20 protein-coding genes and 1 pseudogene are annotated in these 26,109 nt (G+C 34.5%); 6 read left to right on the top strand and 15 right to left on the bottom strand.

The window, feature by feature from the left end; all coding sequences use genetic code 11:
- Positions 1-261: 261 nt before the first annotated feature.
- Genes galE through NEH75_RS03525 form a run of 3 tightly spaced genes read right to left on the bottom strand, consistent with a single transcriptional unit; the run spans position 262 to position 3,962 of the window.
- A complete protein-coding gene (gene galE / locus NEH75_RS03535; protein WP_055304919.1) occupies positions 262-1,242 on the bottom strand; it encodes a UDP-glucose 4-epimerase GalE in 981 nt (326 codons plus the stop codon).
- Positions 1,243-1,254: 12 nt separating this feature from the next.
- Positions 1,255-2,769, bottom strand: coding sequence for a UDP-glucose--hexose-1-phosphate uridylyltransferase (gene galT / locus NEH75_RS03530; protein WP_055243341.1), 1,515 nt, complete (start codon positions 2,767-2,769; stop codon positions 1,255-1,257).
- Positions 2,770-2,792: 23 nt separating this feature from the next.
- A complete protein-coding gene (locus tag NEH75_RS03525) occupies positions 2,793-3,962 on the bottom strand; it encodes a galactokinase (RefSeq protein ID WP_055304921.1) in 1,170 nt (389 codons plus the stop codon).
- A 231-nt stretch (positions 3,963-4,193) separates the two neighbouring features.
- Between NEH75_RS03525 and NEH75_RS03520 the strand changes: the two genes are divergently transcribed.
- The 4 genes from NEH75_RS03520 (at position 4,194) to NEH75_RS03505 (ending at position 8,207) form a co-directional block, all read left to right on the top strand.
- Positions 4,194-5,198, top strand: a complete 1,005-nt coding sequence (locus NEH75_RS03520; RefSeq protein ID WP_055243343.1) for a LacI family DNA-binding transcriptional regulator — start codon at positions 4,194-4,196, stop codon at positions 5,196-5,198.
- Positions 5,199-5,223: 25 nt separating this feature from the next.
- On the top strand, positions 5,224-6,231 hold the full coding sequence (locus NEH75_RS03515) for an aldose epimerase family protein (protein WP_055243344.1): 1,008 nt from the start codon (positions 5,224-5,226) through the stop codon (positions 6,229-6,231).
- A 390-nt stretch (positions 6,232-6,621) separates the two neighbouring features.
- Entirely contained in the window at positions 6,622-7,071 is a 450-nt protein-coding gene (locus NEH75_RS03510) for a GNAT family N-acetyltransferase (RefSeq protein WP_055304922.1), read from the top strand.
- A 71-nt stretch (positions 7,072-7,142) separates the two neighbouring features.
- Positions 7,143-8,207 carry a branched-chain amino acid aminotransferase gene (locus tag NEH75_RS03505; RefSeq protein WP_055304924.1) on the top strand — a complete coding sequence of 355 codons (1,065 nt, stop codon included), beginning with the start codon at positions 7,143-7,145 and terminating at the stop codon, positions 8,205-8,207.
- A 75-nt stretch (positions 8,208-8,282) separates the two neighbouring features.
- On the opposite strand, the gene NEH75_RS03500 is transcribed toward NEH75_RS03505, so the two are convergent.
- From NEH75_RS03500 to NEH75_RS03470, 7 genes are all read right to left on the bottom strand, one after another.
- Positions 8,283-9,542 (bottom strand): maltose ABC transporter substrate-binding protein, encoded by a 1,260-nt coding sequence (locus NEH75_RS03500; protein WP_055304925.1) that lies wholly within the window; start codon positions 9,540-9,542, stop codon positions 8,283-8,285.
- Positions 9,543-9,926: 384 nt separating this feature from the next.
- Positions 9,927-10,154 carry an HPr family phosphocarrier protein gene (locus NEH75_RS03495; RefSeq protein WP_055244983.1) on the bottom strand — a complete coding sequence of 76 codons (228 nt, stop codon included), beginning with the start codon at positions 10,152-10,154 and terminating at the stop codon, positions 9,927-9,929.
- A gap of 252 nt (positions 10,155-10,406) precedes the next feature.
- A complete protein-coding gene (locus NEH75_RS03490) occupies positions 10,407-13,439 on the bottom strand; it encodes a glycoside hydrolase family 2 TIM barrel-domain containing protein (RefSeq protein WP_262948549.1) in 3,033 nt (1,010 codons plus the stop codon).
- Positions 13,440-13,643: 204 nt separating this feature from the next.
- Entirely contained in the window at positions 13,644-14,513 is an 870-nt protein-coding gene (locus NEH75_RS03485; protein ID WP_262948548.1) for a methionyl aminopeptidase, read from the bottom strand.
- Between the two features lie 344 nt (positions 14,514-14,857).
- A complete protein-coding gene (locus NEH75_RS03480; RefSeq protein ID WP_262948547.1) occupies positions 14,858-15,799 on the bottom strand; it encodes a translation initiation factor IF-2 N-terminal domain-containing protein in 942 nt (313 codons plus the stop codon).
- Positions 15,800-16,440: 641 nt separating this feature from the next.
- Positions 16,441-17,865: a melibiose:sodium transporter MelB gene (melB, locus tag NEH75_RS03475; protein ID WP_055304933.1), complete on the bottom strand. Its 1,425-nt coding sequence runs from the start codon at positions 17,863-17,865 to the stop codon at positions 16,441-16,443.
- A gap of 419 nt (positions 17,866-18,284) precedes the next feature.
- Positions 18,285-20,345, bottom strand: coding sequence for an alpha-galactosidase (locus NEH75_RS03470; RefSeq protein ID WP_262948546.1), 2,061 nt, complete (start codon positions 20,343-20,345; stop codon positions 18,285-18,287).
- Between the two features lie 331 nt (positions 20,346-20,676).
- On the opposite strand from NEH75_RS03470, the pseudogene NEH75_RS03465 reads away from it, so the two are divergent.
- Positions 20,677-20,805 (top strand): annotated as a pseudogene (locus NEH75_RS03465) (helix-turn-helix domain-containing protein); the annotation flags it as partial.
- 21 nt (positions 20,806-20,826) lie between these two features.
- On the opposite strand, the gene NEH75_RS03460 reads toward NEH75_RS03465, so the two are convergent.
- The gene (locus NEH75_RS03460; protein ID WP_262948545.1) at positions 20,827-22,173 is read right to left on the bottom strand and encodes an MATE family efflux transporter; all 1,347 of its coding nucleotides are present in this window, start codon (positions 22,171-22,173) and stop codon (positions 20,827-20,829) included.
- Positions 22,174-22,347: 174 nt separating this feature from the next.
- On the opposite strand from NEH75_RS03460, the gene NEH75_RS03455 reads away from it, so the two are divergent.
- The gene (locus NEH75_RS03455; protein WP_262948543.1) at positions 22,348-23,484 is read left to right on the top strand and encodes an AraC family transcriptional regulator; all 1,137 of its coding nucleotides are present in this window, start codon (positions 22,348-22,350) and stop codon (positions 23,482-23,484) included.
- Here NEH75_RS03455 and NEH75_RS03450 read toward each other — a convergent pair.
- The 4 genes from NEH75_RS03450 to NEH75_RS03435 form a co-directional block, all read right to left on the bottom strand.
- Entirely contained in the window at positions 23,473-24,147 is a 675-nt protein-coding gene (locus NEH75_RS03450; protein ID WP_262948542.1) for a restriction endonuclease, read from the bottom strand. The genes NEH75_RS03455 and NEH75_RS03450 overlap by 12 nt on opposite strands.
- Positions 24,148-24,389: 242 nt before the next feature.
- Entirely contained in the window at positions 24,390-24,518 is a 129-nt protein-coding gene (locus tag NEH75_RS03445) for a hypothetical protein (protein WP_262941245.1), read from the bottom strand.
- Positions 24,511-24,828 (bottom strand): heavy metal-binding domain-containing protein, encoded by a 318-nt coding sequence (locus NEH75_RS03440; RefSeq protein WP_055276929.1) that lies wholly within the window; start codon positions 24,826-24,828, stop codon positions 24,511-24,513. Before NEH75_RS03440 ends, NEH75_RS03445 begins: the two co-directional genes overlap by 8 nt.
- A 5-nt stretch (positions 24,829-24,833) precedes the next feature.
- On the bottom strand, positions 24,834-25,922 hold the full coding sequence (locus NEH75_RS03435) for a helix-turn-helix domain-containing protein (protein ID WP_055304943.1): 1,089 nt from the start codon (positions 25,920-25,922) through the stop codon (positions 24,834-24,836).
- Between the last annotated feature and the right edge of the window lie 187 nt (positions 25,923-26,109).

Below are 26,109 nucleotides of genomic sequence, written 5' to 3'. Positions count from 1 at the left end.
GAATTTAGGTATTTATATTAGATGGTTATCTTTAATAGAAAACAATAAAAAAAGTAAACTAAACACAAGCTAAGCAGCTCAACTTAATGCTAGTTCACTTTTAAATTTATTATTTCAAAATAAATAGTACTGATTATTACCTCTCAAACCTTTAACTGCTGATTCTATTTTTTAATGACATTATTCATAACCGCTTGATGAAACTAAAATTTTACCTAAATAAAAATAGCACCCAATAATGGATGCTATCGAATGACTTTTCTATTGATTCATTTTTTGTTTTTCGACTGCCCAAGCACTGGCAATCATATCTTTAACGGCTGGATGTTTTGGTGTCCATCCTAAAATTTCTTGTGCTTTTACACTAGATGCGATTAATTTAGCTGGGTCACCTGCACGACGTGGTGAGATAATTGCCGGAATTGGATGATTCGTTACTTCACGTGCCGCTTCAATCATTTCAAGAACACTGAATCCTTCTCCATTTCCTAAGTTACAAATGGTACTATCTCCACCGTTGACTAAATATTGCATCGCTAAAATATGTGCCTCTGCTAAATCACAAACGTGGATGTAGTCACGAATACAAGTTCCATCTGCTGTGTCATAATCATCTCCGAAGACATTAATTGCTTCGCGTCGTCCTGATGCAACTTGTAAAATGATTGGAATTAAGTGAGTTTCTGGATCATGTTTCTCACCGATTACCCCCGATGGATGAGCTCCCGCTACGTTAAAATAACGTAATGACACATAGTTTGCCCCGTGAGCTTTATGATACCAGTTAATCATACGCTCCATCGCTAATTTTGTTTCTCCATAAACGTTTGTTGGATTTGTTGGATCCGTTTCTAAAATTGGAATATTTTGTGCCTCTCCATATGTTGCCGCTGTTGATGAGAAGACGATGTTATTAACGCCACAGTCAACCATCGCTTTTAATAAAACATTAGTTCCGCTCATATTATTATCATAATATTTATACGGATTTGTCATACTTTCCCCAACTAATGAATAAGCCGCAAAATGAATGACTCCATCTACCTTTTCTTTACGTAACACTTCTGTCATAAAACGATAATCTGCAATACTTCCATGATAGAAAGTTGCATCTTTATGAACATCTTGACGATGTCCTGTGACTAAATTATCAACGACAACAACTTCATGTCCTTGTTCAATTAACGCATATACAGCATGAGATCCAATATACCCTGCTCCACCTGTTACTAAAACTTTCATTTCTCTTCCTCCTTATAATGAACGATTGATAGTATTAATAAAACGTTGAATACCTTCTAATCCTTCATCTGTTAATTTATATACACCACAACACTCTAAAATTTCAACAAATTTTTTTCCAACTTCAGTTTCAATAACAGACATAGCTTCATCAGCTGCCACTGATTCGTAGCGTGTTAGCATTTCATTTAACCAAGGAAGATGTTTTTCAAGTCCTGCTTCCTCTAACATATTCGCATCACGAGCAACTAGCGCTTGTTTCACTACTTCTAACTCATCTTTAAGACGACCTGGTAAGACGGCTAATCCCATGACCTCAATTAAACCAATGTTCTCTTTCTTTAAATGATGTAAGTGAGCATGTGGATGATAAATTCCATCTGGATGCTCGTCTGATGTACGGTTATTTCGTAACACTAAATCTAACTCGTATTTTCCGTTTTTAAAACGTGCGATTGGTGTAATCGTATTATGAGGCACCCCATCTGTGTGGGCAAAAATACCTAATGCCTCATCACTGTACTGACGCCATGTGTTTAGAATGATTTCTCCTAGTTCAACAAGCCGCTCACGATTTTCACCTTTTAAACGTAAGACACTTAATGGCCAATTAACAAATCCAACTTCAACATCTTTAAAGTTTAAAACATTTAATGTTTTTAAAATCGGTGCTGTTTCCATTGCGAACTGATAAGCTCCCCCTTGGAAGTGATCATGTGTTAAAATCGATCCTCCAACAATCGGTAAATCCGCATTTGAACCTAGGAAGTAGTGTTTAAATTGATCAACAAATTGTAATAAACGCTCAAATGTTAAACGAGAAATTTTCATTGGTTCATGAGCACCTTTTAAAACGATGCAATGTTCATTGTAGTAAACATATGGTGAGTATTGTAAGAACCATTCTTCATTCGTTAATTCTAATGGAATAATACGATGGTTTTGGCGAGCTGGATGATTTAATGTTCCAGCATAACCAACGTTTTCTTTACACAATAAACAGTTTGGATAGTTTGAACTTGGTAAGCTTTTTGCCAAAGCGATGGCTTTTGGATCTTTTTCAGGCTTTGACAAGTTAATCGTAATATCTAAATCCCCGTATAGGGTTGTTGTTTTCCAGCTTAAGTTTTTAGCTACACGGCTGACGCGAATATAGTTTGAAGCTTTGCTTAAATCATAATAATACTTTGTTGCTTCTTCTGGATTTTGAGCATGAAGATTGTTAAATGTTTTAATCACTTCAGATGGACGTGGCATTAAACAATCCATGATTTTAGTATCTAATAAATCACGATGATCCACGCTGTCACACTCAAGCACTCCATTTGATGCTGCATAATCTAAGATAGCCCCTAAAATTTCACTTGGGTTTTCCATTGATGGTAGTTCCACCGCTTCATATTCAAACGATGGAACTCTTAAAATATCAATGATTTTATTGGCAGCGTATAATAAATCTGCCTCTTCAATCATGTGATGCTGTAATCCAAAACTGATTAAACGATTAATTTCATAATTGATATTCATGCTCTACTCTCCCCTTATGTCAACTAAGCTAATGTTTTTGTTCCGTCTCCAATCGTTGCTACATATAACTCAGCATCATAACCGATTGCTTCTTTATATCCTTTAGCGATTGCTTCTTTAACCGCTTCTACTGCATCATTTCGAACTAACGCAATGGCACATCCACCAAATCCAGCACCCGTCATACGTGCTCCTAATACACCCTCTTGCGCCCACGCTAATTCAACAATTGTATCTAACTCTTTACCTGTAACCTCATAATCATCACGTAATGATTTATGTGATTCATTTAATAATTTTCCAAATCGATGTAAATCTCCACTTGCTAATACTTCAATCGCTAATTTTACACGTTCATTTTCAGTAACAGCATGTTTAGCACGGCGATATAAAACATCTTTATTTATCACATTTGATACACGATCAAATTCAGCAACTGTTAAATCACATAAGAAGTTAATATCTACTACTGTTTTTAATAACTCTAATGCGGCGTCACATTCTTGACGACGTTCATTGTATTTTGAATCTGCTAATTCACGTTTTTTATTAGTATTCATAATTAAAATGGAATTATCTCCTAGGTTTGCTTTCGCATACTCATAGCTTAAATCATTGGTATTTAACTTAATCGCGTAATCTTTTTTCCCCATTCCGATAGCAAACTGATCCATGATTCCACAGTTCACCCCAACATAAACGTTCTCAGCTTTTTGAGATAATTTCACCATATCGATCATTGAAATGTCATATCCATGTAATTCTTTTAAAATTTGAGAAACTAGTAATTCGAGCGAAGCTGATGATGATAGTCCTGAACCGTTTGGAATGGTTCCGTAAACATATGCATCAAATCCAGTTGGAATTTCAAATCCTACTTCTTTAAATTGCACCATCACACCTTTGACATAAACACTCCAGTGCTCATCATCTGCATGTGATAAATCAGTTAAATCGAACTCGATGATTCCTCGGTCCTCAAAGTTCCCTGAGTATAAGCGTACTTTTTGATCTTCACGAGGTGCAACAACGGCATATGTTCCGTAAGTAATCGCAGATGGGAAAACACATCCCCCGTTATAATCAATATGTTCCCCAATTAAGTTAACACGTCCCGGTGAGAAAAATAATTTTGTATTTTCATTTTCCCCAAATACCTTTTCAAATGCTGATTTTAAATTTTCAATATTCATTCTTTAATCTTCCTCTCTATGTTTATTCATTCTCTGATTGACTCTCATCTGATCGCTATACTAAAATTCTATACTTTTTTAGTAAAAAAATCAATAGAACTTTCTTAAAACCCTTACATTTTTCAGAATTTGTTGAGTTGATGCTGTTTTATTTTATGAAACTTAATGATAAAATAATAAACGAAACAATGATGAACGCATTCATTTTTTTACGAAGGGAGGCTATCACAAATGGCTAAAATTAAAGATATTGCCGATTTAACTGGTTTTTCAATTACAACAGTTTCACGTGTATTAAACCAAGATAAAAATTTCAACGTATCGGATGAAACAAGATTAAAAATTATGGCAACAGCTGAGAAATTAAATTACGTTCCATTAAGCAAACGTAATAAATCAAGCAAAAAAAATATAACCTTAACAATTGGACTTGTTTATTGGTACTCAGTGGCTGAGGAAATTACTGACCCTTACTACATGTCCATTCGTTTAGCTATCGAAAATCATTGCCAATTACATAATATCAACTTACAAAAAATCTACTTACCTATGAAATCATTTGATGATATCTCAGCGATGAATTTAGATGGATTAATCGCATTAGGAAAGTACAGTGAAGAGGAAATTCAAACGCTTCACACACTAAACCAACACCTTGTTTTAGTGGATTGTTACTCTAAACATTACAACATTGATGTCGTAATGGCCGATTTAAAAGAGGCCACGAAAGATATCATTTCTTATTTACTTGATTTAGAACTGAAAAAAATTGGTTTCATCTGTGGAATTGAAAAAACATTAGATGGACAAGAATTATTAGATATTCGTTTAACAACTTACATTAATCAAATGTCTAAGCTTAAATCATTCAATCAGAACAATGTTTATTTGGGGGCTTTCACGGCAGATTCAGGATATGAAATTATGTCGGAGATTATTAAACAAGGAAAATTATTAGATGCTTATATCGTCGCTTCAGATGCCATGGCTATTGGCTGCTTAAAAGCATTAAACGAAAATAATATTAAAGTGCCTGATGTTGTTTCAATCATTAGTTACGATAATATCTCATTATCACAATATACCATTCCATCATTAACAACAATTGATATGAATACAAAACACATGGGTGAAACTGCACTAGATTTACTTGTAGAACGTATTAATAACGATCGTGAAATTGCTAAAAAGGTTACCATTCCAACACGATTAATTAAGCGAGCAAGTAGTTTATAACCATCAGATGAGGGGGAAATTTTAAATGGTTACTTACAAAAAATTAGAAAAAGGGACATTCAATGGTGTTAATGTCATTGAATACAGCATGAAAAATGAAGCATTAGAAGTTCGATTTTTAAACATCGGTGGAGTGCTCACTAAAATTGCAATGGCTGAGGACCAATATGAACAAAACTTAGTCTTAAACTACGATCATATCGAAAGCTACTTTAATAATGGATGCTACTTAAATGCCATTATTGGACGCACTTCAAATCGAATTAAAAATGGGCAATTTACGATTAATGGGCAAACTTATCAATTAGATTTAAACAATGGACCAAATAACTTACACGGTGGGGCACAGTGCTTAACTTATGCTGATTTTGAAGTTACTGAAGTTGATTCAGGATACGAGTTAACAACGGTTCTTCCACATCAAACAGAAGGCTTCCCCGGAAACTTAAATGTCAAAGTTCGCTATACATTAGAACAGAACAATTTCATTGTGTCTTACCAGGCAACAACGGATCAAGACACCATTGTAAACTTAACGCAGCATGCTTACTTTAACCTATCTGGTAATCTAAGCACGAACATTTATAATCACGAACTTCAAATTAAAGCAGATTATATCGCTGAAATTGATGATAACTTATCATTTACTAAAAAGTTAATCCCTGTTTCTAATACACTATTCGATTTCAATACACCGACTATCATCAATCCGGAAACAAAAGAAGTATTACCAGTATTCGAAAAAGCATCGGGATACGATCACCTATACATTTTATCGGATACGAAAGAAGTCGTAACATTTAAAGATTTAACATCAAATCGTACGTTAAAAATTTCAACAACATCGCCTTCTATGCAATTTTACGCTGGTAACTTCTTAACTGAAGATTTAGTCTTTGAAAACGGCCGTCGCGGAGAACCCCATTTAGGCGCTTGTTTTGAAACACACTTAGTTCCATTTGATTTTGAATCACAACTCTTAAAACCAGGTGAAGCTTACTCACAAAGCACAACATTCACCTTCACAAAATAACCCAAAAGGGCTGTCTCAACATGAGACAGCCCTTTTACTATGCACTTTTTACTCCATTCATCAAAGTCCACTTAATCTTACATGTTGACTGTTTCATCTAGGAAATATATAAGTCCAGATAAGTTTTTTACATCTTAAAAACTAAAGCCCTAGCAGTTGAGGATTAGATTTCTTTCAGAAATCACTAGGTGACCCAAGCCCTACCAGTTGAAGAAACATTTTCTTCGAAAATGCCAGGAGCCTCTGGACTACAGAATGCCTACGTATCAAAGGGAATAACCAACTAAGACTGATATAGAATTGTAAAGTACATTTCTACTTCTATATAGTTAATAATTCATCTCTTTATCTCATATGTTAGCAATAGACAGAAGAAGGGAGGGACTATAAATGCGAATTGCTTATTATGAGGCCGAGTATTTAGAGGAATGCGCAGAACTTTTACAAAAGGTTTATAACAATGAGCAATGGGGATGTCATTGGTCAGAAATAAAATCAAAAAAATATATTGCAGAATTAAGTCAGATTCCACGCTTTGTTGGATTTCTTCTTTTAAATGATGAGGAAGAACTAATTGGGGCTGCACTTTGCCATGAACGAACATGGTGGTATAAAGATGAGCTCTTTATTGATGAATTCTTTATTGATCCAGACTCACAACAACGGGGATACGGTTCAAAGTTACTCAAATATATGACTAAATATTCAAAAGAACAAAAATTGGCTGGGTTAACTTTAATGACAAATAATCTGATTGTCGCTGATTTCTATCATAAAAATAAATTCCATGATCATGAAATCTATTTTATGTACAAGGGTGTTGAAAATATTGCAGACTAAATGAATTTTAATCTTGTCATCCTCCTCTAAAAAAGGTATAACACCCTAACTAATAGAAGGGAGAAATGTGCATGGAATTTAAAATCGAACGCGCAAAACAATTAAAAGAAAAACCAGTTGAGACAAAATTAGGATTTGGTCGTCATTTTTCTGACCATATGTTAGTCATTGATTATACGGAAGGAATCGGTTGGCACGATGGACGAATCATACCGTACGGACCGATTGAAATGGATCCTGCTTGCATGGTCTTACACTATGCCCAAGAAACATTCGAAGGGTTAAAGGCTTATCGACATACTGATGGGAGCATTGCCCTATTCCGTCCAGAAATTAATGCACAACGCTTAATTAAATCAAATGAGCGTCTTTGTATGCCTCCTGTTCCAGTTGATTTATTTTTAAAGGGAATTGAAGAACTCGTCAAATACGAACAAGACTGGGTACCAAAAGAACCAAGAACATCACTTTATATTCGCCCATTCTGCTTTGCAACAGAATCAGGAGTTGGATTACATCCTTCGAAAAAATATAAATTTGTCGTTATCCTTTCACCTGTCGGTGACTACTATCCTGAAGGAGTCAATCCAGTAAAAATTTGGGTTGAAGATGAATATGTACGAGCTGTCAAAGGAGGAACTGGTTTTGCTAAATGCGGAGGTAACTATGCAGCAAGTATCGCAGCTCAAGTCAAAGCTGAACAAAATGGTTATACCCAAGTGCTTTGGTTAGATGGTGTTCATCGAAAATACGTTGAAGAAGTTGGAACAATGAATGTTATGTTTTTAATTAATGACACCGTTGTAACGACCCCACTAGAAGGTTCTATTTTACCTGGTATCACTCGTGATTCAATCATTACTCTTTTAAAAGATTTGGGAGTAACTGTTGAAGAACGTCATTTAAGTATTGATGAACTCATGGAAGCAGGACGAACTGGCGCTTTAAAAGAAGCTTTTGGAACGGGAACAGCAGCCGTTATTTCACCTATCGGAGAGATTCATTACAAAGATGAAACAGTAATAATCAATAATTTCAAAACTGGAAAATTAACTAAAAAATTATATGATACATTAACTGGCATTCAATGGGGGCGAGTTGAAGATCCCTATCATTGGATAAAAATTTTAAAATAGAGAAAAACTGAGACTCGATGGTAAGAGTCTCAGTTTTTTAGTCATGAAAAAAGAGGACGGTTGCCCTCTTATTCATTATTTTGTTAATTCTAATGCTGCATTAAAATCTTCTAACGCTTTAGCTGCTGCTTCTTCAGGAGTTGCTAAACCTTCCCAAACTGAACGATATAATGTTTCCGCTGGTGTCCAAAAGCTTGCCATTTCAGGAATACTTGGCATTGCCTCAGAGAACTGAGCTTGTTCTAAGATCCCCATTACATACTGATCATCAGAAAGGCCATCGATAACACTTGGATCTTTTAAAGCCGGAATAGATCCACGAACTTTATAAAGAATTTCTAATCCTTCATCAGAAACCATAAATTCTAACACTTCACGAGCTGCTTCAGCATTTTTTGTATAAGAGCTCATACACGCAATAATATTTCCTGAGAATGTAACAGGCTGATTACCATTAATTGTTGGAATAGTTGTAATTCCCCATTCAAAATCAGCATTTTTTTGAATTTCAGAAATCGCCCATGGTCCAACAATAATATAAGGAACTGTTCCTTTAGCAAATTCAACTTCAACAGTATCTGTTGTTAAGTCAGCGTAAGGGACATCTAAATATTTTCTCATCAATTGATAATAAGTTAACCCATCAATTACTTCTTGAGTATTAAAGTTAATTTTTTCTGGATCATTATGATCTGGTCCAAATAATTGATATCCAAATGCAGTTAAGAAAAAGTGCATCGTATATGAATTTCCTGTTTCCATTCGAATGATAAATTTATTTTCTGCTGTATTATTAAATTCGTCCCCTTGAGCTTTAATCTCATCCCAAGTTTCCGCTACTTCAAATCCATATTTATCTAATAATGTTTTATTATAGAAAAATGCAACTGATTCAGTTGATAGTGGAACCCCATAATACGTTCCGTCAAACTCAACTGTTTGTACTGATCCCTCGATGAAACGCTCCTGAACTTGGCTTGTTAACTTCTCACCTAAGGGTAATAAGATTTGTGATTGAATTGATTGAGCCATTCCATCGTGTGGCTGAATGAAGATATCTGGCCCTACCCCCGCTGGACCATCTAACTCTAATTTTGTACGAGTATCTGTCGACTCCACATGCTCCCACTGAATATCATACTGTGGGTATTTTGCTTCAACTGCCTCTTCTAAAGCCTCTGCATATTCATCATAATCTAACCATAATTTAACGACTGTTTTTCCATCATCTGTTGACTGTACCTTATTTTCATCTTTTGGTGCATCATTACTGCACCCTACTAATCCCGCTACAGATAAACCCGTTGCTAATAAGATTGACATTACCTTTTTCATTTAATAATTCCCCCTCACGATTTAGATAATCTTCACTGCATAGTTAACTTTACTACTAATGTTTAACTTTTTCTCATGATAGACAATGGCATTGATTTTTTACACTTATCAGAAAATAGTGCTTAATCAATTGCTATCTATCCTATCATTTTACCTTCCGTGATCATTTCTCTCACACTTCTTGGTAACGATTACATTTTAACGCATTTTACCAACGTTGTGTTTGATATTTACGAAAAAAAATAATAATATAGACTCTTTTATCCTTTCATTTAAAACAATCTTACAAAATCCCATCTTACTAAAATAAAAAAGACATGTTTTACACATGTCCCTTTTAATGAGCACTTCATTTGTCTAAAAATGTCTATTAACAGTAACATCTTAAATTAAGTAAGGTGTTAACTCACCCTTTAATACCGAAGCATTCAACGTATGTGCACGAACAGTCATAGGTACTCCAATACCTAAACTTAATACCCCTAAAATCGATTTAGCATCTACTTGATATGCATCTCGTTGCAATTGAATTTCATAGCCATAGTGGTTCGCAATATTAACAAACGCTTTAACATCTTCAATCGAATGAAATTGAACCTGATACATTCTCATCAAAATCACAATCCTTTCTGACACATAACTGCCATCTTCTAATAAAATCATATTCCTTATAATAACGACTCGTTCAAAGAAAACGTATCGCAAACTTCTGCGACCATCCCAATTCTTGATATATAACAATCCTCAATCATATTTTCATGTACAAATCAATTGAGTGTGTGAATAACTGTATAAAGAAAAAATGTGCAATCTAAAAATGAGATCGCACATTTTTTGTATGTTTTAAGTATGTGATATTTAAAATTATTTTGCCGCTTCAATGACAAAGCTAAATTCATAGTTTTGGTTTGCTGGAATTTCGAAGCATTCTTCTGGACGAGCCCCCCAAGAATCATCGCCTCCAACTCCCATTTCTTTTAAGTTGATAGATAATACTGTTTTGTGTACTGGTGGTAATTCATAGTGATGGTAAGCAGCTTCTAATTCATGGGCTGAATACGGAAGCGCACTGAAGCTTAATGGTGTTTCTCCACTGATGCGTAATCCTTTTCCTTCTTCATTTGTTACAGTAGCAAAGCGTACTCCTGTATGATTACCACATGCTTGTGGAATAACATATCCCGCTACATTATCAACCACTTTATTAGTGAATGTTCCAAGGCGTGCTCCAAATTCACGGTCTGCATATGTTTCATCTGGTCCAAATCCACGCCAAGTTAACGTATCAAAATCAGCTGGGATTGCTAAATCCATCCCAAACTTGAACATGTTGGGTAATCCTTCAACCCCATTGTAACTCATTGTGACATGAATTTGTCCATAAGAGTTAATGAAGTATTTAACAACTACGTGTGAAACAGGCATTGTATTTAAATTGTAAGTAAAGATAACTTCTAATCCATCAACACGACGGTTAATTTCCATGTTTTCATGAAAGGCATATAAGCTTGCTAATTTCCATTGTGCCATACGAACTGGTGCTTGATTTCCGCGATCGTTATCCGTTGATGCACGCCAGAAACTTGGCATTAACGATAAGTTTGGTTGATGAATATATTCAACTCCATCGTATTTTAATGAAACGATACGGCCTAAGTTTTTTGCAAAGATAACTTCAAACCCATCTCCATTAATTCCAACATTAACATCCCCCTCAGCGATGTTAAACTCTTTAACTTCACGTTTTACTTCTTCTTTCACCGCTTCAATCACACGTTGTCCAAATGCGATTTCATGTCCAGCCTCAGCATAAGCTGTCGCTTCTTTTAAACAAACTGATACAGTAACCACTTGTTCAAGTGAAGATGAAGTTAGATTAATTCCTAAATCAATAAATGCTTTGCTTAATGGAGCTAATTTTTCAACTGTTTCTCCACTAGCAATCACTTGGTCACCTTCTTCAACTTGCCACTTAATGACATACTCACTTAAATCAGTGAAGCAATGTTTATTATAGATGTCTGCTCCTGTATCTTTTACTTCAATTGCAAATGGTTGATAAGCTCCCTTAATCGCTTGGATTTTTGGTGAAACCTCACGATTTGCATAAATGATTCCATTCACACAGAAGTTATAATCCGTTGGTTGATCACCAAAATCTCCACCGAATGCTAAGTATGGGTTGCCATAACGATCTTTCGACCATAAGGCTTGATCGATGTAATCCCAAATGAAACCACCTTGATACATTTCATATTCATCTTCTAATTCAATATAACGATCCATTCCACCATTTGAGTTCCCCATAGCATGTGTATACTCACATAAAATGAATGGTTTTTCTGGATTATTATCTAAGAATTCACGGATTTCTGGCACTTTTGCATACATACGGCTTTCCATATCTGATGTATCATTAAAACGACGATCCCAGAACACTCCTTCATAGTGGACTAAACGTGTGTTATCTCGGTCTCTAAAGTACTGTGACATTTTGTATAAGTTCTCTCCACCATAACTTTCATTCCCACATGACCAAATCACGATACTTGGATGATTTTTATCTCGCTCAAGCATTGACTTGGCACGGTCTAAAATGATTTCTAAAAACTCTGGACGGCCATTTGGAATAGTGACATCCTTCTCTTCAACTGCCCCCATACGTTGCCATGTTCCGTGTGTTTCTAAATTTGTTTCATCAATCATGTATAATCCATATTCATCACATAATTCATAGAAATACGATGCATTTGGATAATGTGACGTACGAACGGAGTTGAAGTTATGCTCTTTTAAGAATTTAACATCCCACTCCATCTCTTCCTTTGTAACAGAACGCCCATATGTTGCACTAAATTCATGACGATTGACCCCACGGAAAACAATGCGTTTTCCATTGATGCACATCACTTTATCAATCATTTTAAACTCACGAATTCCGACACGTTGGCAAACAGCCTCTACGACTTCTCCATTCACTTTTAGTTCTAATTGTAACTCATATAAATAAGGATATTCGGCACTCCATAAATTCGCATGTTCAACTTCTAACGATAAAGTGGCCGTTCCATCGATGACATCACACGTTCCAGCAGATACTCTACGCCCTTGTGCATCGACTAAATTAGCAACGATGGTTGATTCTTCTCCCGTTACATTAAACTCCACTTCAACAGTTGCGTCTTGATAATTATTTTTTAAATGAGTTTTTACAAATAAATCTTCAATATGAGTTGTTGGAGTAGTAAACAAATAAACGTCACGGAAGATTCCTGATAAACGCCAGAAATCTTGATCTTCTAACCAACTTCCAGTTGACCATTTATAAACTTGTACGGCTAATTTATTTTGACCTTCACGGTTAATATACTCTGTTAAATCAAACTCACTCGGTGTGAAACTATCCTCACTATATCCAACGTATTCCCCATTACACCAAACATTGAACGCCGTCTCCACTCCTTGGAATGAGATACAAACTCTTTGTCCATTCCACTCATCCGGTACTTCAAAATAAGTCACATATGAAGCTGTTGGATTATATTTAACAGGGATATAAGGCGGCTTTAATTCTTCATGCCCATCCCATGCGTACTGTGTATTGACGTAGTGTGGTTTATCATATCCTTGTAATTGAATATGCCCCGGTACTAAAATTTTTTCAAAATCTGAACAATCTGCTTCTAACGCCTCAAACCCCTCTGGACGTGTCGTAACATTTTCACTATACTTAAATAACCATTCCCCATTTAAATATTGACGCCATGACATCTCTGATTTATTCATCGCCTCTTCTAACGTTTGATAATAACGATGGTCACTATGAGCTTTTAAACGATTAATTTCAAAAATTTCAGGATTCGTTAATAGTGCTTGAATATCTTGCGGTGTTTTCATTCTTACTTCCCCTTTTTTAGTAAAATTTTATCACTTTTACAAATAGATATTATCACACATCCAACTTGGTGTAAACGATTTCTAATGTTTTTGTATTTTTTCACCTAAAAAATACTAATACTTCTTATCAGTAGAGGGTGACATCTTTAACATCAAAAAAACACCTCATCACAGGTTCTTCTGCTTTGAGGTGTTTTATTTTTATTAATAAGCTAAAATTTCAGCTCCATCTTCTGTAATTAAAATCGTATACTCCCATTGTGCTGATGGTTTACGGTCAGCTGTATAGATCGTCCATCCATCTGATTCATGTTCTTCAATTTCAGCTACGCCCATATTAATCATTGGTTCAATCGTAAATGTCATCCCAGGGACAATTAAGCAATCTGTTCCACGAACTCCAACATGACTAACGTATGGCTCTTCATGGAATTCAACACCAACCCCATGTCCACCAATGTTTTGAACAACTGTATAGCCATTTTTAGCAGCATACTCAGAAATAGCTGCTCCAATATCACCGATATATCCCCAAGGCTTCGCTTCAGCAAGTCCAAGATCTAAACATTCTTTAGCAATACGGACTAATTTTTGTTTTTCTTCATCAACTTCACCAATCATGAACATACGTGACGCATCCGCATAATATCCATTAACAATCGTTGTCACATCAACATTTACGATATCTCCTGATTTTAAGACTTCATCATCACTTGGAATTCCGTGACAAACAACTTCATTAATTGAAGTACAAATACTTTTTGGAAATCCATGATAATTTAATGGGGCTGGCGTTCCGCCTAATTGGATTGTATACTCGTGAGCAATTTTATTTAATTCTTCCGTACTCATACCTTCTTTAATAACTTCTGCAATTTTATCGAGTACCATCGTATTGATTTTACCCGCATGACGAATTCCTTCAATTTGCTCTTTTGTTTTTAAAAGCTCACGTGTTGGAACTTCATCACCTTGATGATAATGTTTAGCGATTTTCTCTTCAATTGGCAAATGGCATTGTTTAAATTTCTTTCCACTTCCACACCAACATTTATCATTACGTCCTATTTTCATAAGTATCACCTTTTCGCTTATAAAATAACTTTCATTTATTACTATACTACTATTATGGAAAAAATCCTATCTTTAAGCACGATGTTCTAAAGATATATAAGTCCAGATAAGTTTTTGAACGCTAAAAACTTGTTAAGCCCTAGTAATTGTAGATTAGATTTCTTACAGAAATCACTAGGTAACGTCTGGTCTATAGTATGCCTTGAACCTCATAAATGTTAAACATCTAGTTTACCATAATAAATATAGAGAATATTTCTGTATGAATATAGTTACTTTTAAAACAAAAAGACTGTGGTTCATGAATGACAATTCATCCATCCCCCCAGTCTAACGATTCAACATTAAGATGCTTTATGATTTAATTTCCCTTCAATAACAGCAGCAATTCCACTCTCATGCATTTGAGGTAGTTTTAGTTGTTCTGTACTTATCTCATTTAATTGAATTCGAGTTGCTGTTTCAATTCCACTCTTTAGTAAGTTCACTGAATCTCCCATGCGCGTTAATCCATTGTCATAATATTGACGACTAATTCCAAGTACATTTGGTAAAATATCGGCGCTATACCATCCTTGATATTCTAAGTTATGAATGTTTAACGTCGTTTTTACCTTTTGATAGAATGAATGATATTTATAATCGACATTTAAAATTAGCGGAATCATACTTGTATGCCAATCATTCACATAAATTTCTGAAATTTTTGTTCCTAGATATGGAAGAGCTTCAAGCACTGCACGATTGAAAAAGGCGAAGCGCTCAGCATCATCTTCATACCCATAAATTTCTTCACGCGTAAAATATCCATCATTTCCGATAAATAAATAAGTCACTGAGTCTTGAACTAATTTAAAAAGAGAAGCTCGAGCTTCTGTCGATCCTACTTTAATTGGTAAGTCCATTAACCATTCCATAGTCGTTCCGTAAACTTCCGTAATTTCTTTATACTTAGGTAAAGCAATGATTAATGAGCGACCGTCTTTAATTGTTTGAGTTGCAAAAGCGGCAGCTGTTTTTCCCAATTCTCCTAACGAAGTAAATGGTTCACATTCAGTCACGACATAAGCAATAGTCTTAGCCTCCCTTGACTTCTTCACTACTTTAGGTGTTGTTTCAATAGTTTCATTCGTATCTTTTCCACGACAAATATGACGGCTTAATGTTGCTAACTGTGTTTCATCTAATTTAGACTGAGCTTTAACTTCAATTCCGATTTCATGACAAATGGCTACAAGCTCCTTGCTTGTCATCCCATAATTTCTAGCAAATTCGTATACTCTCATCGTATATCCCCCCTGTTAAACAAGATTTAACATATAACAACATTTTAGCATTTACACTCTTGTTTGAAAATCTAACTTCTTGTAAAACCATTCAAATGACGCAATAGTTAACCGTTTACAACATCGATATCACAACTTTTTGACACACTTCACCTCAAATTCTCCTTCAAATGTCGGAAAAACAGTTGTGAATCCATACATAATTTCTAGGAATCTTGCATAAAATTTTACTTTATTAATTTGGAATTCATTGATTACTTCGACACTCCCTATCAATTCCAAAGCTCAAATACTTTTAACTAAAGCCAAGGAACAATATGTTGCCCCATCAAAGAGAGAAGTAGCCTTCCTGCTAATAAAACTGAGCCGATTCCATCATTTTCACATTTTTCTTTAACAACTATATACGCAGTGGTAATTTTTATAATTTCACCGCTGCTATCCTCAATCTATATAGAGCCCGAAATGTATTTTATAATTTTGAATTATTCTTAGTTGCTTAACCGATTTAAGACGAAAGCTCCCTATAGTCCAGATAAAAGTTTTTTGTCATATGAAAAACTTATCGGGGCTTATATACAATAAGGAAATACAACTTGAATCAAAAAAATCAGCGGATAAGAATCCGCTGATTTCATTTACTATGCTTGCACTGCAGCTCCCTTTAATTCAACACCTGAATGATGACGAGCTTCTAATTCTTTTAAGTTATTACGAGCTTCTAATTCATTAAGAACTTCTTCATGGAAGTCACCATTTAATTTATAGTATTTTTTATAAATAGCGAAGCATAAAACAATAAAGATAATTGGTGCAATCGTCATTAAACTGCGCATTCCCATAATAGTTCCAGCAGATTGCTCTTGGTTCGCTACATATCCCATCATTTGTAATCCAACACCAATTGCCCATCCACTGAAAGCAGATGCTGATTTTACTAATAATGTTTGACAAGAGAAAATAATACTTTCATTACGTGTTCCAAGTTTATATTCACCATAGTCAACAACATCAGCTAACATAACTGTTGTAGAAGCTAAGACGAATCCGCCTCCACCACGTACTAATAATGCAGATAAGATAACTAATAATGCATTATCGGGAGCCCAAATTCCAGAAACTAATAATCCAATTAATCCAATCACAGGAACGAAACATCCTACTTTGAATAACTTTTGACGTCCAATTTTTTGAGCTAAGATTGGGAATAATAATAATCCACCAATTTCTGCAAACCCGGCAAATCCGTTGTAAATTTTAAACATTCCTTCATTACCTGTTGCATACTTGAAGTAGTAAAGCGCCATCCCACCTAAAAGCTGTAACATTAAGTTCATACATAAAACAACACCGATGAACACTTTTAATTGATCATTTTGACCAATAATTTTAAATGTTTGTTTTAATGTCACACGCTCAGCTTTTTTTGTTGTTTTATCTGCTGTTTTTGTTGAAGGCTCTTTGACATTAATACATGTTATTAAAGAAGAAACGATGAAGATAACAGCGATAATAAATGCTAATGATTCATATCCTTTTACATCATTCCCTTGCCCTAATTTAGCAACGAAAGTTAAACCGAATGTCCCGATTGTTAATCCACCAATACTAGCGAAAATACGAGGAATTACCGCCACTTTTTCACGTTCAGCTTTATCTTGTGTTAAAGATGGAATCATTGACCAATAAGGAATATCCATAATTGTGTAAGTCATTCCCCATAAAATATACATCACTGAGAAATATGCATATAATGGTAATCCATCTAAATCTGGTTTTTTGAATAAGAAGAATAATACGATAGCATTAATAATCGTACCTATTAAAATCCATGGTCTAAATTTCCCCCATTTTGTTCTCGTATTATCAACGACCATCCCCATCATCGGGTCATTGACCGTATCCCAAATACGTGCGATTAAGAAAAGTGTCCCGACGAATGCAGGTGCTAGACCAATCGTATCAGTAAAATAAATCATTAAGTAAGTACCAACAATACCGTAAACTAAGTCTTTACCTAGTGCCCCTATTCCATAAGAGTACTTTGCCTTTGCAGTTAGTTGCATTTTAACCTCTCCTTTTTTAACTTTTACAACCCGTCCCTCTCTTGAGTTGCAATCGTTTCCAAACCTCTCATGCTAATAATATACTATATTTGAAATCGTTTTACAACACCTATTGTACTAAAAAAAGTATTTTTTTTACTAATAAAAAAATAGATTAACTTTACTTTAATTTACGTAAAGTATTTTTAAAACGTTAACAGGTCATATTCAAAAACAATCTACGCCATGTTTTATCTTATTTTATCCTTTTACATTGATATAAATAAAAAGTATTATACTAAAATAATCGTTCAAATTGTATTTAGTCTAGTATTCGAATGATCTTTTGCTTAAGCAGATTATTCCGAGATTCTATTAACATCTCCGTCTCATTTAATGAAAAAAGAGTGTTGCATCAAACAACACTCTTTTGAATTTTATTAAGCTTTTTTAAATTTAATGATAATACTTGCGTAGTCCCCGCTTAATTTCACATCAATTCCATGGTTCATTAAATATGATCCTGATTTTTTCATTTCAGTTCCAGCTAATGTAAAGGTATATTGTGCATTAGCATCTAATCCACGTAATTTCACGCGCACTCCAGTACGAGAGATTTGTGTTTGTGGTAAGAATACGAATAATGCAGCTTCTGTTTCATTCGCATACTCATAGCAATAATAGTTGTTGCTAGACGTATGTTGTAAACGATAGAAGTCCCCGTTTTGCACGACTTCACGAATTTGTTTATATTGTTCAATTAACTCTGCTGATAACTTCATATCTTCATCAGTGAACTTTAAAATATTACACCCCATTCCTAATGTCCCCATCATGGCACTATGGAATTTGAATGTTAATGGGATCGTTGAACGATTATTAGCGTCTGTTACCCATGCACGCATCGCTTTAATTGGATAAACATATGAATATGTATTTTGAATTGTTAAGCGATCATAGGCATCCGTGTTATCACTTGTCCAAAAATCATCAAATGATGACTCTAACATTCCATAGTCGACACGGCCACCACCTGAGGCACAGGCTTCTAATAATAAATGAGGATATTTTGCTTTGACACGGCGTGCAATGTCATATACAGCCTCAATATGACGAATCCACATATCACGTGAAACCCCTGTTTGTGAAATCGGACGGTTAGCATCCCATTTAATATAATCAATCTCATATTTAGATAATAAGTCATCAATCATATTGAAAATGAACTCTTGTACTTCTGGTAATGTCACATTTAAAACCATCTGATTACGTGATGTATCGTTCACACGATTTTTGAAATGATAAATCCAATCTGGATGATCTTTTAATAATTGTGTTGGCGGGTTCACCATCTCTGGCTCAATCCAAATACCAAACATCATTCCCATGTCCTTAACCGCATGAATTAACGGATTTAATCCTTCTGGGAATTTATCTTCGTTCACATACCAGTCACCTAAACCATCTGCATCACTATGGCGCTCACCAAACCAACCATCATCGATAACAAATAACTCAACACCCATTTCTTTCGCCTTTTTAGCTAAGGCAATTTGCTCATCACAATGCACGTCAAACTCAGTTGCTTCCCATGAGTTATAAAGAACCGGACGAACACCTTCACGAAGCACATTTTGTTTAGCATAATCATGCATGTGATGACTCATCGCCTCAAACCCTTCATTTGTATAACCAAACAACATCGCTGGCGCAACAAACTCTTCACCTGGTTGTAACGTAACTAAGCAATCATGAGGATTAATTCCCATTTGAACTAAGGTTCCCCCATAAGGACGTGGCTCAATAATAGTTGAGAAATTCCCACTTAATTTTAAAATCCCAAAGTACACTTCACCTTCAGTTTCAGTCGCGTGACGATCTAAAATGAAGAACGGATTATGATTATGCGTTGAAATACCACGACGGTTTTCTAAAATAATTTTCCCTTGTCCTAATGGTTGCTTAAACTCTTGAAACTCCGCTAACCAACGTCCATGAGAAGATGTTAGTGTTAAATCTTGATAAGGAATATGAATTTGAGCACTATGAATTTTTTCAATCTCTACAACGGCTTGTGTATTATTTTTAACAGACACAGTACGCTCAATTAAATCTTGTTCCTCATACGTTTTATAATGTAAATTGAATTCAAAGTCATAGTACACATCCTTTAAATGGATGATTAACTCCTCTTCAGTTTGTGTGTAGCCTACATACTTATATTCAATATCACGAGTTCCATCAGCAAAAATTACTTTTAAACAGTTTTCTTTATAACGCATTCCACCGAAAACTGGATACTCCTCATCTGTTAAATCAAGAATTGGATCATTACTTGATAATTCTGATAATTCAGGCACTTCAAAATCTTCTAAACCATTTAACTTTGGCCCCCAGTATAAATGGCGTAATAAACCTAAGTTATCTACTGCGAATGCATATGTTGTTTTAGCAGTTTCTACACCAAAAACTAATCGTTTTTCATCAATTAAAAATCCCATACTTTTTCTCCTCTCAACGTTACTCCCTCTTTTAGATAACGTTTTCTAAATTGATTATAATATAGCCCTCTTCTTTATTCAATCATTTTTTAGTAAATTTTTAGTGATAGTAGGAGCTTGAGAGAACATCTCATATAAAGACAAGAAATCCCATTTTACTTCAATAATTAAAATCTTAACCACAATAAGCAATAAAAACTAATCTTAATCATCTGAATATTAATAACATGAGCTTAAACTTTATCGAAAATTTAAATCCTTTCTCACTTTTAAAAAAGACATACAATTAAACTTGTCATTTTGACTACATAAATTTAAAAGAAAAAACTTATCAATTACTAATGTTGCTAAAGGAGTGGGCTATAATGATCCCTTTGCCTTTTCAAAGATTTTTCGCAAACATAAAGGGATGAGTCCTTCACAATATCGAAATGAACAACAAAAAAACCTCGTAGACTAAAATCTACGAGGTTTTTGATTACTAAGCTTCTACTAACTCAGGAGCTTTTTTTAGATTTCCTTTTTTAAATAAGAAGATAACGACTAATAATGTTAAGACTTCTGCAACTGGAACCGTCATCCATACCCCACTAATTCCTATGAATTGTGGTAAGATGCTAATTCCTAATAAAATGAAAATCATACCGCGACAAACAGCCACAATAATAGACGATAACGCATCACCAATTGACGTAAAATACCCTGAGAATAAAATGTTCAATCCATTAAAGAAGAACGTAAAGGCATAAATTTTCGAACCGTGTAATGCTAAATCTAATACAGCTTCATTATCACTCACGAACATCATAATTAAATACTTCCCGAATAAGAAGATTAATACGACTAAAGATGTCCCCATGATCATAGCCATCTTACAAGAAATATTCATCATTTGCTTCACACGATCATGTAGCTGCGCACCGTAGTTATAAGAAATAACTGGACCAATTCCTGCTGAAACTCCACACACAATTAATGACGCGAATAATGAAATGTAACCAATCGCTGTAAACGCCGAAACTCCAACTTCTCCAGCAATTCTCATAAACGCCATATTAAACACAAAGGTTGAAATAGCCGTTGCTAATGATGATACACCTTCTGATGATCCATTATATAATAACTGTCCTGTTAACTTCCAGTTGAATTTCCCTGTAAAGAAATTTAACACAGCACTCTTCTTAATAAATGGAATAGCCGCAATTAAGAATGATGTTGTGAACGATAATCCTGTTGCAATCGGTGCCCCAACAATCCCTAACTTTAACTGCTTAATCAACACATAATTTAAGATAATATTTGCAAATAGACTTGCAACTGAACTGATTAAATAAACATTCGGCTTTCCAATACAACGAACAAATACCCCTAAAATAAACGAAAGTCCGATAAATGGAGCAAATAACGCTAAAATCTTAATATACGTTGATGAATCAGCAAGCAACACATCATTTGCACCTAAAAATGATGCTAATTGATGACTAAATGTAAATCCTAAAACTAAAATCACAATTGATAAACCAATCATGAACAGGCAGGCAGATTTAAAAATATCTTGCGCGCGCTTAACTTGACCTTCACCTAAACTACGCCCAATATAACTTGCCCCACCAATTCCAATGATTAAGTTCATCCCAATCATTAACTGCATAAATGGCGCTGCAATATTAACACTAGCCATCGCATTCGTTCCAACAAAGTTTCCTAAGAAAATCCCATCAACCATTGTTTGAACCCCAGCAATCGTTAATGATAAAATCGCTGGAATCGAGAATTTAATAAATAACTTAGAAATCTTTTCAGTTCCTAAGACATTATCTTGCATCATCTATATAACCTCCCTATCTTAATACTCCTCATAAAAATAAGCAGTATGATTAATTGTCATAAAAAAAGCCAAATGACTTGCATTTGAACCTGAATAATATTATCATGTATCCTTAAACATTTTTAGTATTATAATGACTTTTTTATAAAAATTTTGACATCAGGAGGTTAAAGTATGACTCATTTTGACACAGAATTAAACCGAATCGCTTACATTAAAAATCTCATTGAACAAACCTCTAACTTACCAATTTCCATTCTAAATTGTAAACAAGAAAATCTTTTTTCAGATCTTATAATCGATGATTATGTTCTTAATCAGCTTGATTTAACTAAGATATATACCACTCCACAAATTAAACTTTATTCATTAGATGAAATTTACATGTTTATAAGCTATATAAAGGAAAGTGAACTGATTGGAACATTCATCGTTGGGCCTATTAGCTATAAAAAAATATCACTCAATCAATTGATTCATCAAGCGATGCTCATTCATAATTTAATTTATCATGAACCGCTAACGTTTGAAGAAGTTCTTAAAGAAAACTTTTATGATGAACAGCTAATTGAGCAAATGGAAAATAAACTTCAAAGTGACTTTACTCATATTCGAATCGATGACCAAATTCATGAACCTTTCGTCCCGCTACATTACGAACGCGAACTACTTTCTTACGTAAAGCATGGAAATACAGCGGAGTTAATAAAAATTATTGATAAACTTACACCGACCGAAGCAGCAATCAATCATCTTAACGAAGACCCAATTCAAGCCATGAAAACGATGGTAATCACCTTACTTATTCTTGCTTCTCGTGCTGCGATGACGGGAGGTTTACCTACTGCCTTAGCTTATAAAATTAATACTTACTATTTAGACAAAATACAAAAAACAACTGATATCCATCAACTCAATCAATTAAAAATGACCTGTTTAATTGACTTAACTTCGCGAATAAACCAAATTAATATAACTGAAACCTCTCGCCCAGTTTCGGATGCTATTTTTTATATTGCTAAAAATCTCTATGAGAATATTTCCTTGACCGATATTTGTGAAGCATTACATTTCAATCCAAGTTACCTTTCACGATTATTTAAAAAGGAAATGAATATGACGATCAGTGAGTTTATTATGCAGGAAAAAATAGAAGAAGCTAAACGCCTTCTGATTCTTTCAAACCATACAATCCTTGAAATTTCCAGTCTTCTTCACTTTACTGATCAAAGCTACTTTACGAAAACTTTTAAAAAAGTAACAGGAGTCACACCAAAGGTTTACCGAAATCGATACAAACTACTCTCTTAAGCTATATTTCTTTAACTGTTCTCGGCTTTCACGGGTTGCAAATAAAATTAGTTCACTCAATGTATTCCCATCAATACACGTAATCTTACATTCTTTTACCCATTCTATGGCCTGTTGTGAGAAAGAAGAAGTGGTTATAAATATCCCTTCACTCACTTCATCACGAATCATCACTGAATGAAAGTTTTCAAGCATATGTTGTTCAATTAGATCATCTGACTTTTTTTGCTTACACCCAATATACACACGATTCCCCTCAGATGTCAGGGCACTAATTCTTTTGGACTTCGTCACCTTTACTTCCTGATAACCGAGTAACCGTAATAAATCAGCACAATAATATTCAAACTGAAGCGGTGGAATTTGTTGCACATCATAATGAATTAAACGTAAACAACGCTCTCGTTGTGCCATCATTTGTTGATTCTTTTGTACCTGTTCTTCTAACGCTTTAATCTCCTGTTCACCTAAACTAATCGACCAAACAACCGACATCGCAAATAAAGGAAGAACGATTAAAAACCACCAAAAAGGCAATGCTGCAAACATATCTACAATTTTTAAGAAAAAAACTTGAAAATTAAAATAAGTAATCCAACAAAAACACCCTATCATAATATAGCCCATCCATTGTTGAACTTTCCCCTCATTCAAATCCTTCATAAAATCACATCCTTTCCAGTGACTTTATTTTGGGAAAATAAAAAGACTTTATTCAATGATCGCTAAATAATAAAGACTAATTCCAACAATTATACTGGCTAATAACTCAATCCACTTTCGATTTAAACGCCACCAGTTACGTCCCCTATAACCTAGCCTTTGATAAAATGTCGGAGAATAATACATGAAATACATTCTTGAATACAACCAATATTAAAAAGCTGAGGGTTTAACTCAGCTTTTTAATATTCTCGATAATCTTTCTTCTGTTCTTCTCGTTTCTCTTTTTTACGTTCGATAACCTTAATACTTAAAAAAATAATAAAGAAAATGAGATTAATGACATACCACCCAATAATCAATTTAATCATTAATGACCACAGCTGTTCCGTAAGCGACCATCTCAGCTGCTCCACTCATCACCGACGATGACATTAATCGCATCCCAACAATCGCATTTGCTCCTTTTGCCTCAGCATCTTCAACCATTCGTCCAATCGCAATTTGACGCGCTTCTGTCAGCATATCGTTATAGCTATTTAATTCCCCACCCGCTAAGTTTTTAAAAGCTGCTGCAATATCATTTCCTAAATGTTTCGAACGAACCGTACTTCCACGTACTAATCCCTTCACTTCTAAAATTTCTTTTCCTACGATATTTTCTGTTGTCACAATTAACATCTACTTCACTCTCCTAATCGATTTACTAAATGGATAAAGCGTTCATTTTCATGCAATACCGTGAAAACTGGATTTTGTAATAACGCATCTTTCATGCTTTTTTTGAGTAACACTTCATCACGTGGCACGATATTTCCAAGATCAAATGTTTCATACCAATCTTCAATCATATCAAAAAATGGCGTGCCTCTAAATTTAAGAGGATAAAAATCATAGGTACATAACTTTGAATAATCATCTAAGTAATCAAGTGCCTTTTCCACTTTTCCAAGTTGGACATACCCTTGTGCCACCACTAATAAAATGGGTATAACAACATAAGGATTTAACTTCCGCAATTCAAAAGTCTCTTCTAACTTCATAAATCTTGAAACCGTCTCTTCAAATTGATCCGCTCCACCTAATGACAATAACATCGGAAAAGCTTCGACAATCGAAATTAAACTTTTAAACAGAGAAATTTGTAAAGCCGCTTTAGCCTCGTCTAGTTGTCCAAGCATTTGATAGGCAGTTGCCTGTAACACTTCCCCTGATAGTTGAGGTTTTTGGCTTCCTTCTAATAACACTAAAGCTTCTTGTGGTTCATTTAACAGCAAGCAACAATACGCCTCAACCATTTGCGCCTGCTTCGCCAAATCAACATCCTCACTATTTAACTTCACCCGTTCAAATAACGATTTAGCTTGCTCATTTAATTTTTGTGTTTGATTAGCATCTAACATACTATGATTAATGATTAAAACGCCCATTTGAAATAATAAAGGAAAACACGAATAATACTTTCGAATGATATCCTGACATTCCTCAATGACGTCATTAAATGGTCGAGTCGTAAAATCATGACAAAGTCGTTGATACAAAGATTTAATCTCCTCCTTCATCATTTGAGGATCATAACCTATTAACTCATCAATACTGACATTAAAATATGAGGCTAAAATCGGTAAAAATGTAATATCGGGATAACTCTGACCGGTTTCCCATTTAGAGATTGCCGCTTTAGAAACACCTAAATATTTTGCTAATTCATCTTGCGTTATCTTCTTTTCTTTTCGCTTCGTTGTAATCATCTTAGCAATATTAATTTCTTTCATCGGATCACCTCATAAGTTTATTGTAAACCTATTACCTTATATTCTCAATAGAGTAAACGTAGACTTTCATTGATAAAATCAACTATTAGTTAACAGTAAAAACTTTTATATAAGAGCCCACTCAAATCATTTATGATATGGTATTGTCTTTTCATCTATAGAATACTTCATCATTTGACAGTGAATT

Origin of the sequence: Turicibacter sp. T129 (assembly GCF_025594975.1) — a bacterium.
GTDB lineage: Bacteria > Bacillota_I > Bacilli_A > MOL361 > Turicibacteraceae > Turicibacter > Turicibacter bilis.
Note: the sequence above shows the minus strand (reverse complement) of the source record. Positions and strands in the feature narration are given on the sequence as shown.

Bases quoted from the DNA above. Each gene is read 5' to 3' on its own strand.
- NEH75_RS03505 (WP_055304924.1), top strand. From the start codon at position 7,143: ATGGAATTTAAAATCGAACGCGCAAAACAATTAAAAGAAAAACCAGTT.
- galT (WP_055243341.1), bottom strand. From the start codon at position 2,769: ATGAATATCAATTATGAAATTAATCGTTTAATCAGTTTTGGATTACAG.
- NEH75_RS03495 (WP_055244983.1), bottom strand. From the start codon at position 10,154: ATGAGAATGTATCAGGTTCAATTTCATTCGATTGAAGATGTTAAAGCG.
- melB (WP_055304933.1), bottom strand. From the start codon at position 17,865: ATGCAACTAACTGCAAAGGCAAAGTACTCTTATGGAATAGGGGCACTA.
- NEH75_RS03510 (WP_055304922.1), top strand. From the start codon at position 6,622: ATGCGAATTGCTTATTATGAGGCCGAGTATTTAGAGGAATGCGCAGAA.
- NEH75_RS03455 (WP_262948543.1), top strand. From the start codon at position 22,348: ATGACTCATTTTGACACAGAATTAAACCGAATCGCTTACATTAAAAAT.
- NEH75_RS03485 (WP_262948548.1), bottom strand. From the start codon at position 14,513: ATGAAAATAGGACGTAATGATAAATGTTGGTGTGGAAGTGGAAAGAAA.
- NEH75_RS03490 (WP_262948549.1), bottom strand. From the start codon at position 13,439: ATGAAAACACCGCAAGATATTCAAGCACTATTAACGAATCCTGAAATT.
- NEH75_RS03470 (WP_262948546.1), bottom strand. From the start codon at position 20,345: ATGGGATTTTTAATTGATGAAAAACGATTAGTTTTTGGTGTAGAAACT.
- NEH75_RS03515 (WP_055243344.1), top strand. From the start codon at position 5,224: ATGGTTACTTACAAAAAATTAGAAAAAGGGACATTCAATGGTGTTAAT.
- NEH75_RS03520 (WP_055243343.1), top strand. From the start codon at position 4,194: ATGGCTAAAATTAAAGATATTGCCGATTTAACTGGTTTTTCAATTACA.
- NEH75_RS03450 (WP_262948542.1), bottom strand. From the start codon at position 24,147: ATGAAGGATTTGAATGAGGGGAAAGTTCAACAATGGATGGGCTATATT.
- NEH75_RS03460 (WP_262948545.1), bottom strand. From the start codon at position 22,173: ATGATGCAAGATAATGTCTTAGGAACTGAAAAGATTTCTAAGTTATTT.
- NEH75_RS03445 (WP_262941245.1), bottom strand. From the start codon at position 24,518: ATGATTAAATTGATTATTGGGTGGTATGTCATTAATCTCATTTTCTTT.
- NEH75_RS03480 (WP_262948547.1), bottom strand. From the start codon at position 15,799: ATGAGAGTATACGAATTTGCTAGAAATTATGGGATGACAAGCAAGGAG.
- NEH75_RS03435 (WP_055304943.1), bottom strand. From the start codon at position 25,922: ATGAAAGAAATTAATATTGCTAAGATGATTACAACGAAGCGAAAAGAA.
- NEH75_RS03440 (WP_055276929.1), bottom strand. From the start codon at position 24,828: ATGTTAATTGTGACAACAGAAAATATCGTAGGAAAAGAAATTTTAGAA.
- galE (WP_055304919.1), bottom strand. From the start codon at position 1,242: ATGAAAGTTTTAGTAACAGGTGGAGCAGGGTATATTGGATCTCATGCT.
- NEH75_RS03500 (WP_055304925.1), bottom strand. From the start codon at position 9,542: ATGAAAAAGGTAATGTCAATCTTATTAGCAACGGGTTTATCTGTAGCG.
- NEH75_RS03525 (WP_055304921.1), bottom strand. From the start codon at position 3,962: ATGAATATTGAAAATTTAAAATCAGCATTTGAAAAGGTATTTGGGGAA.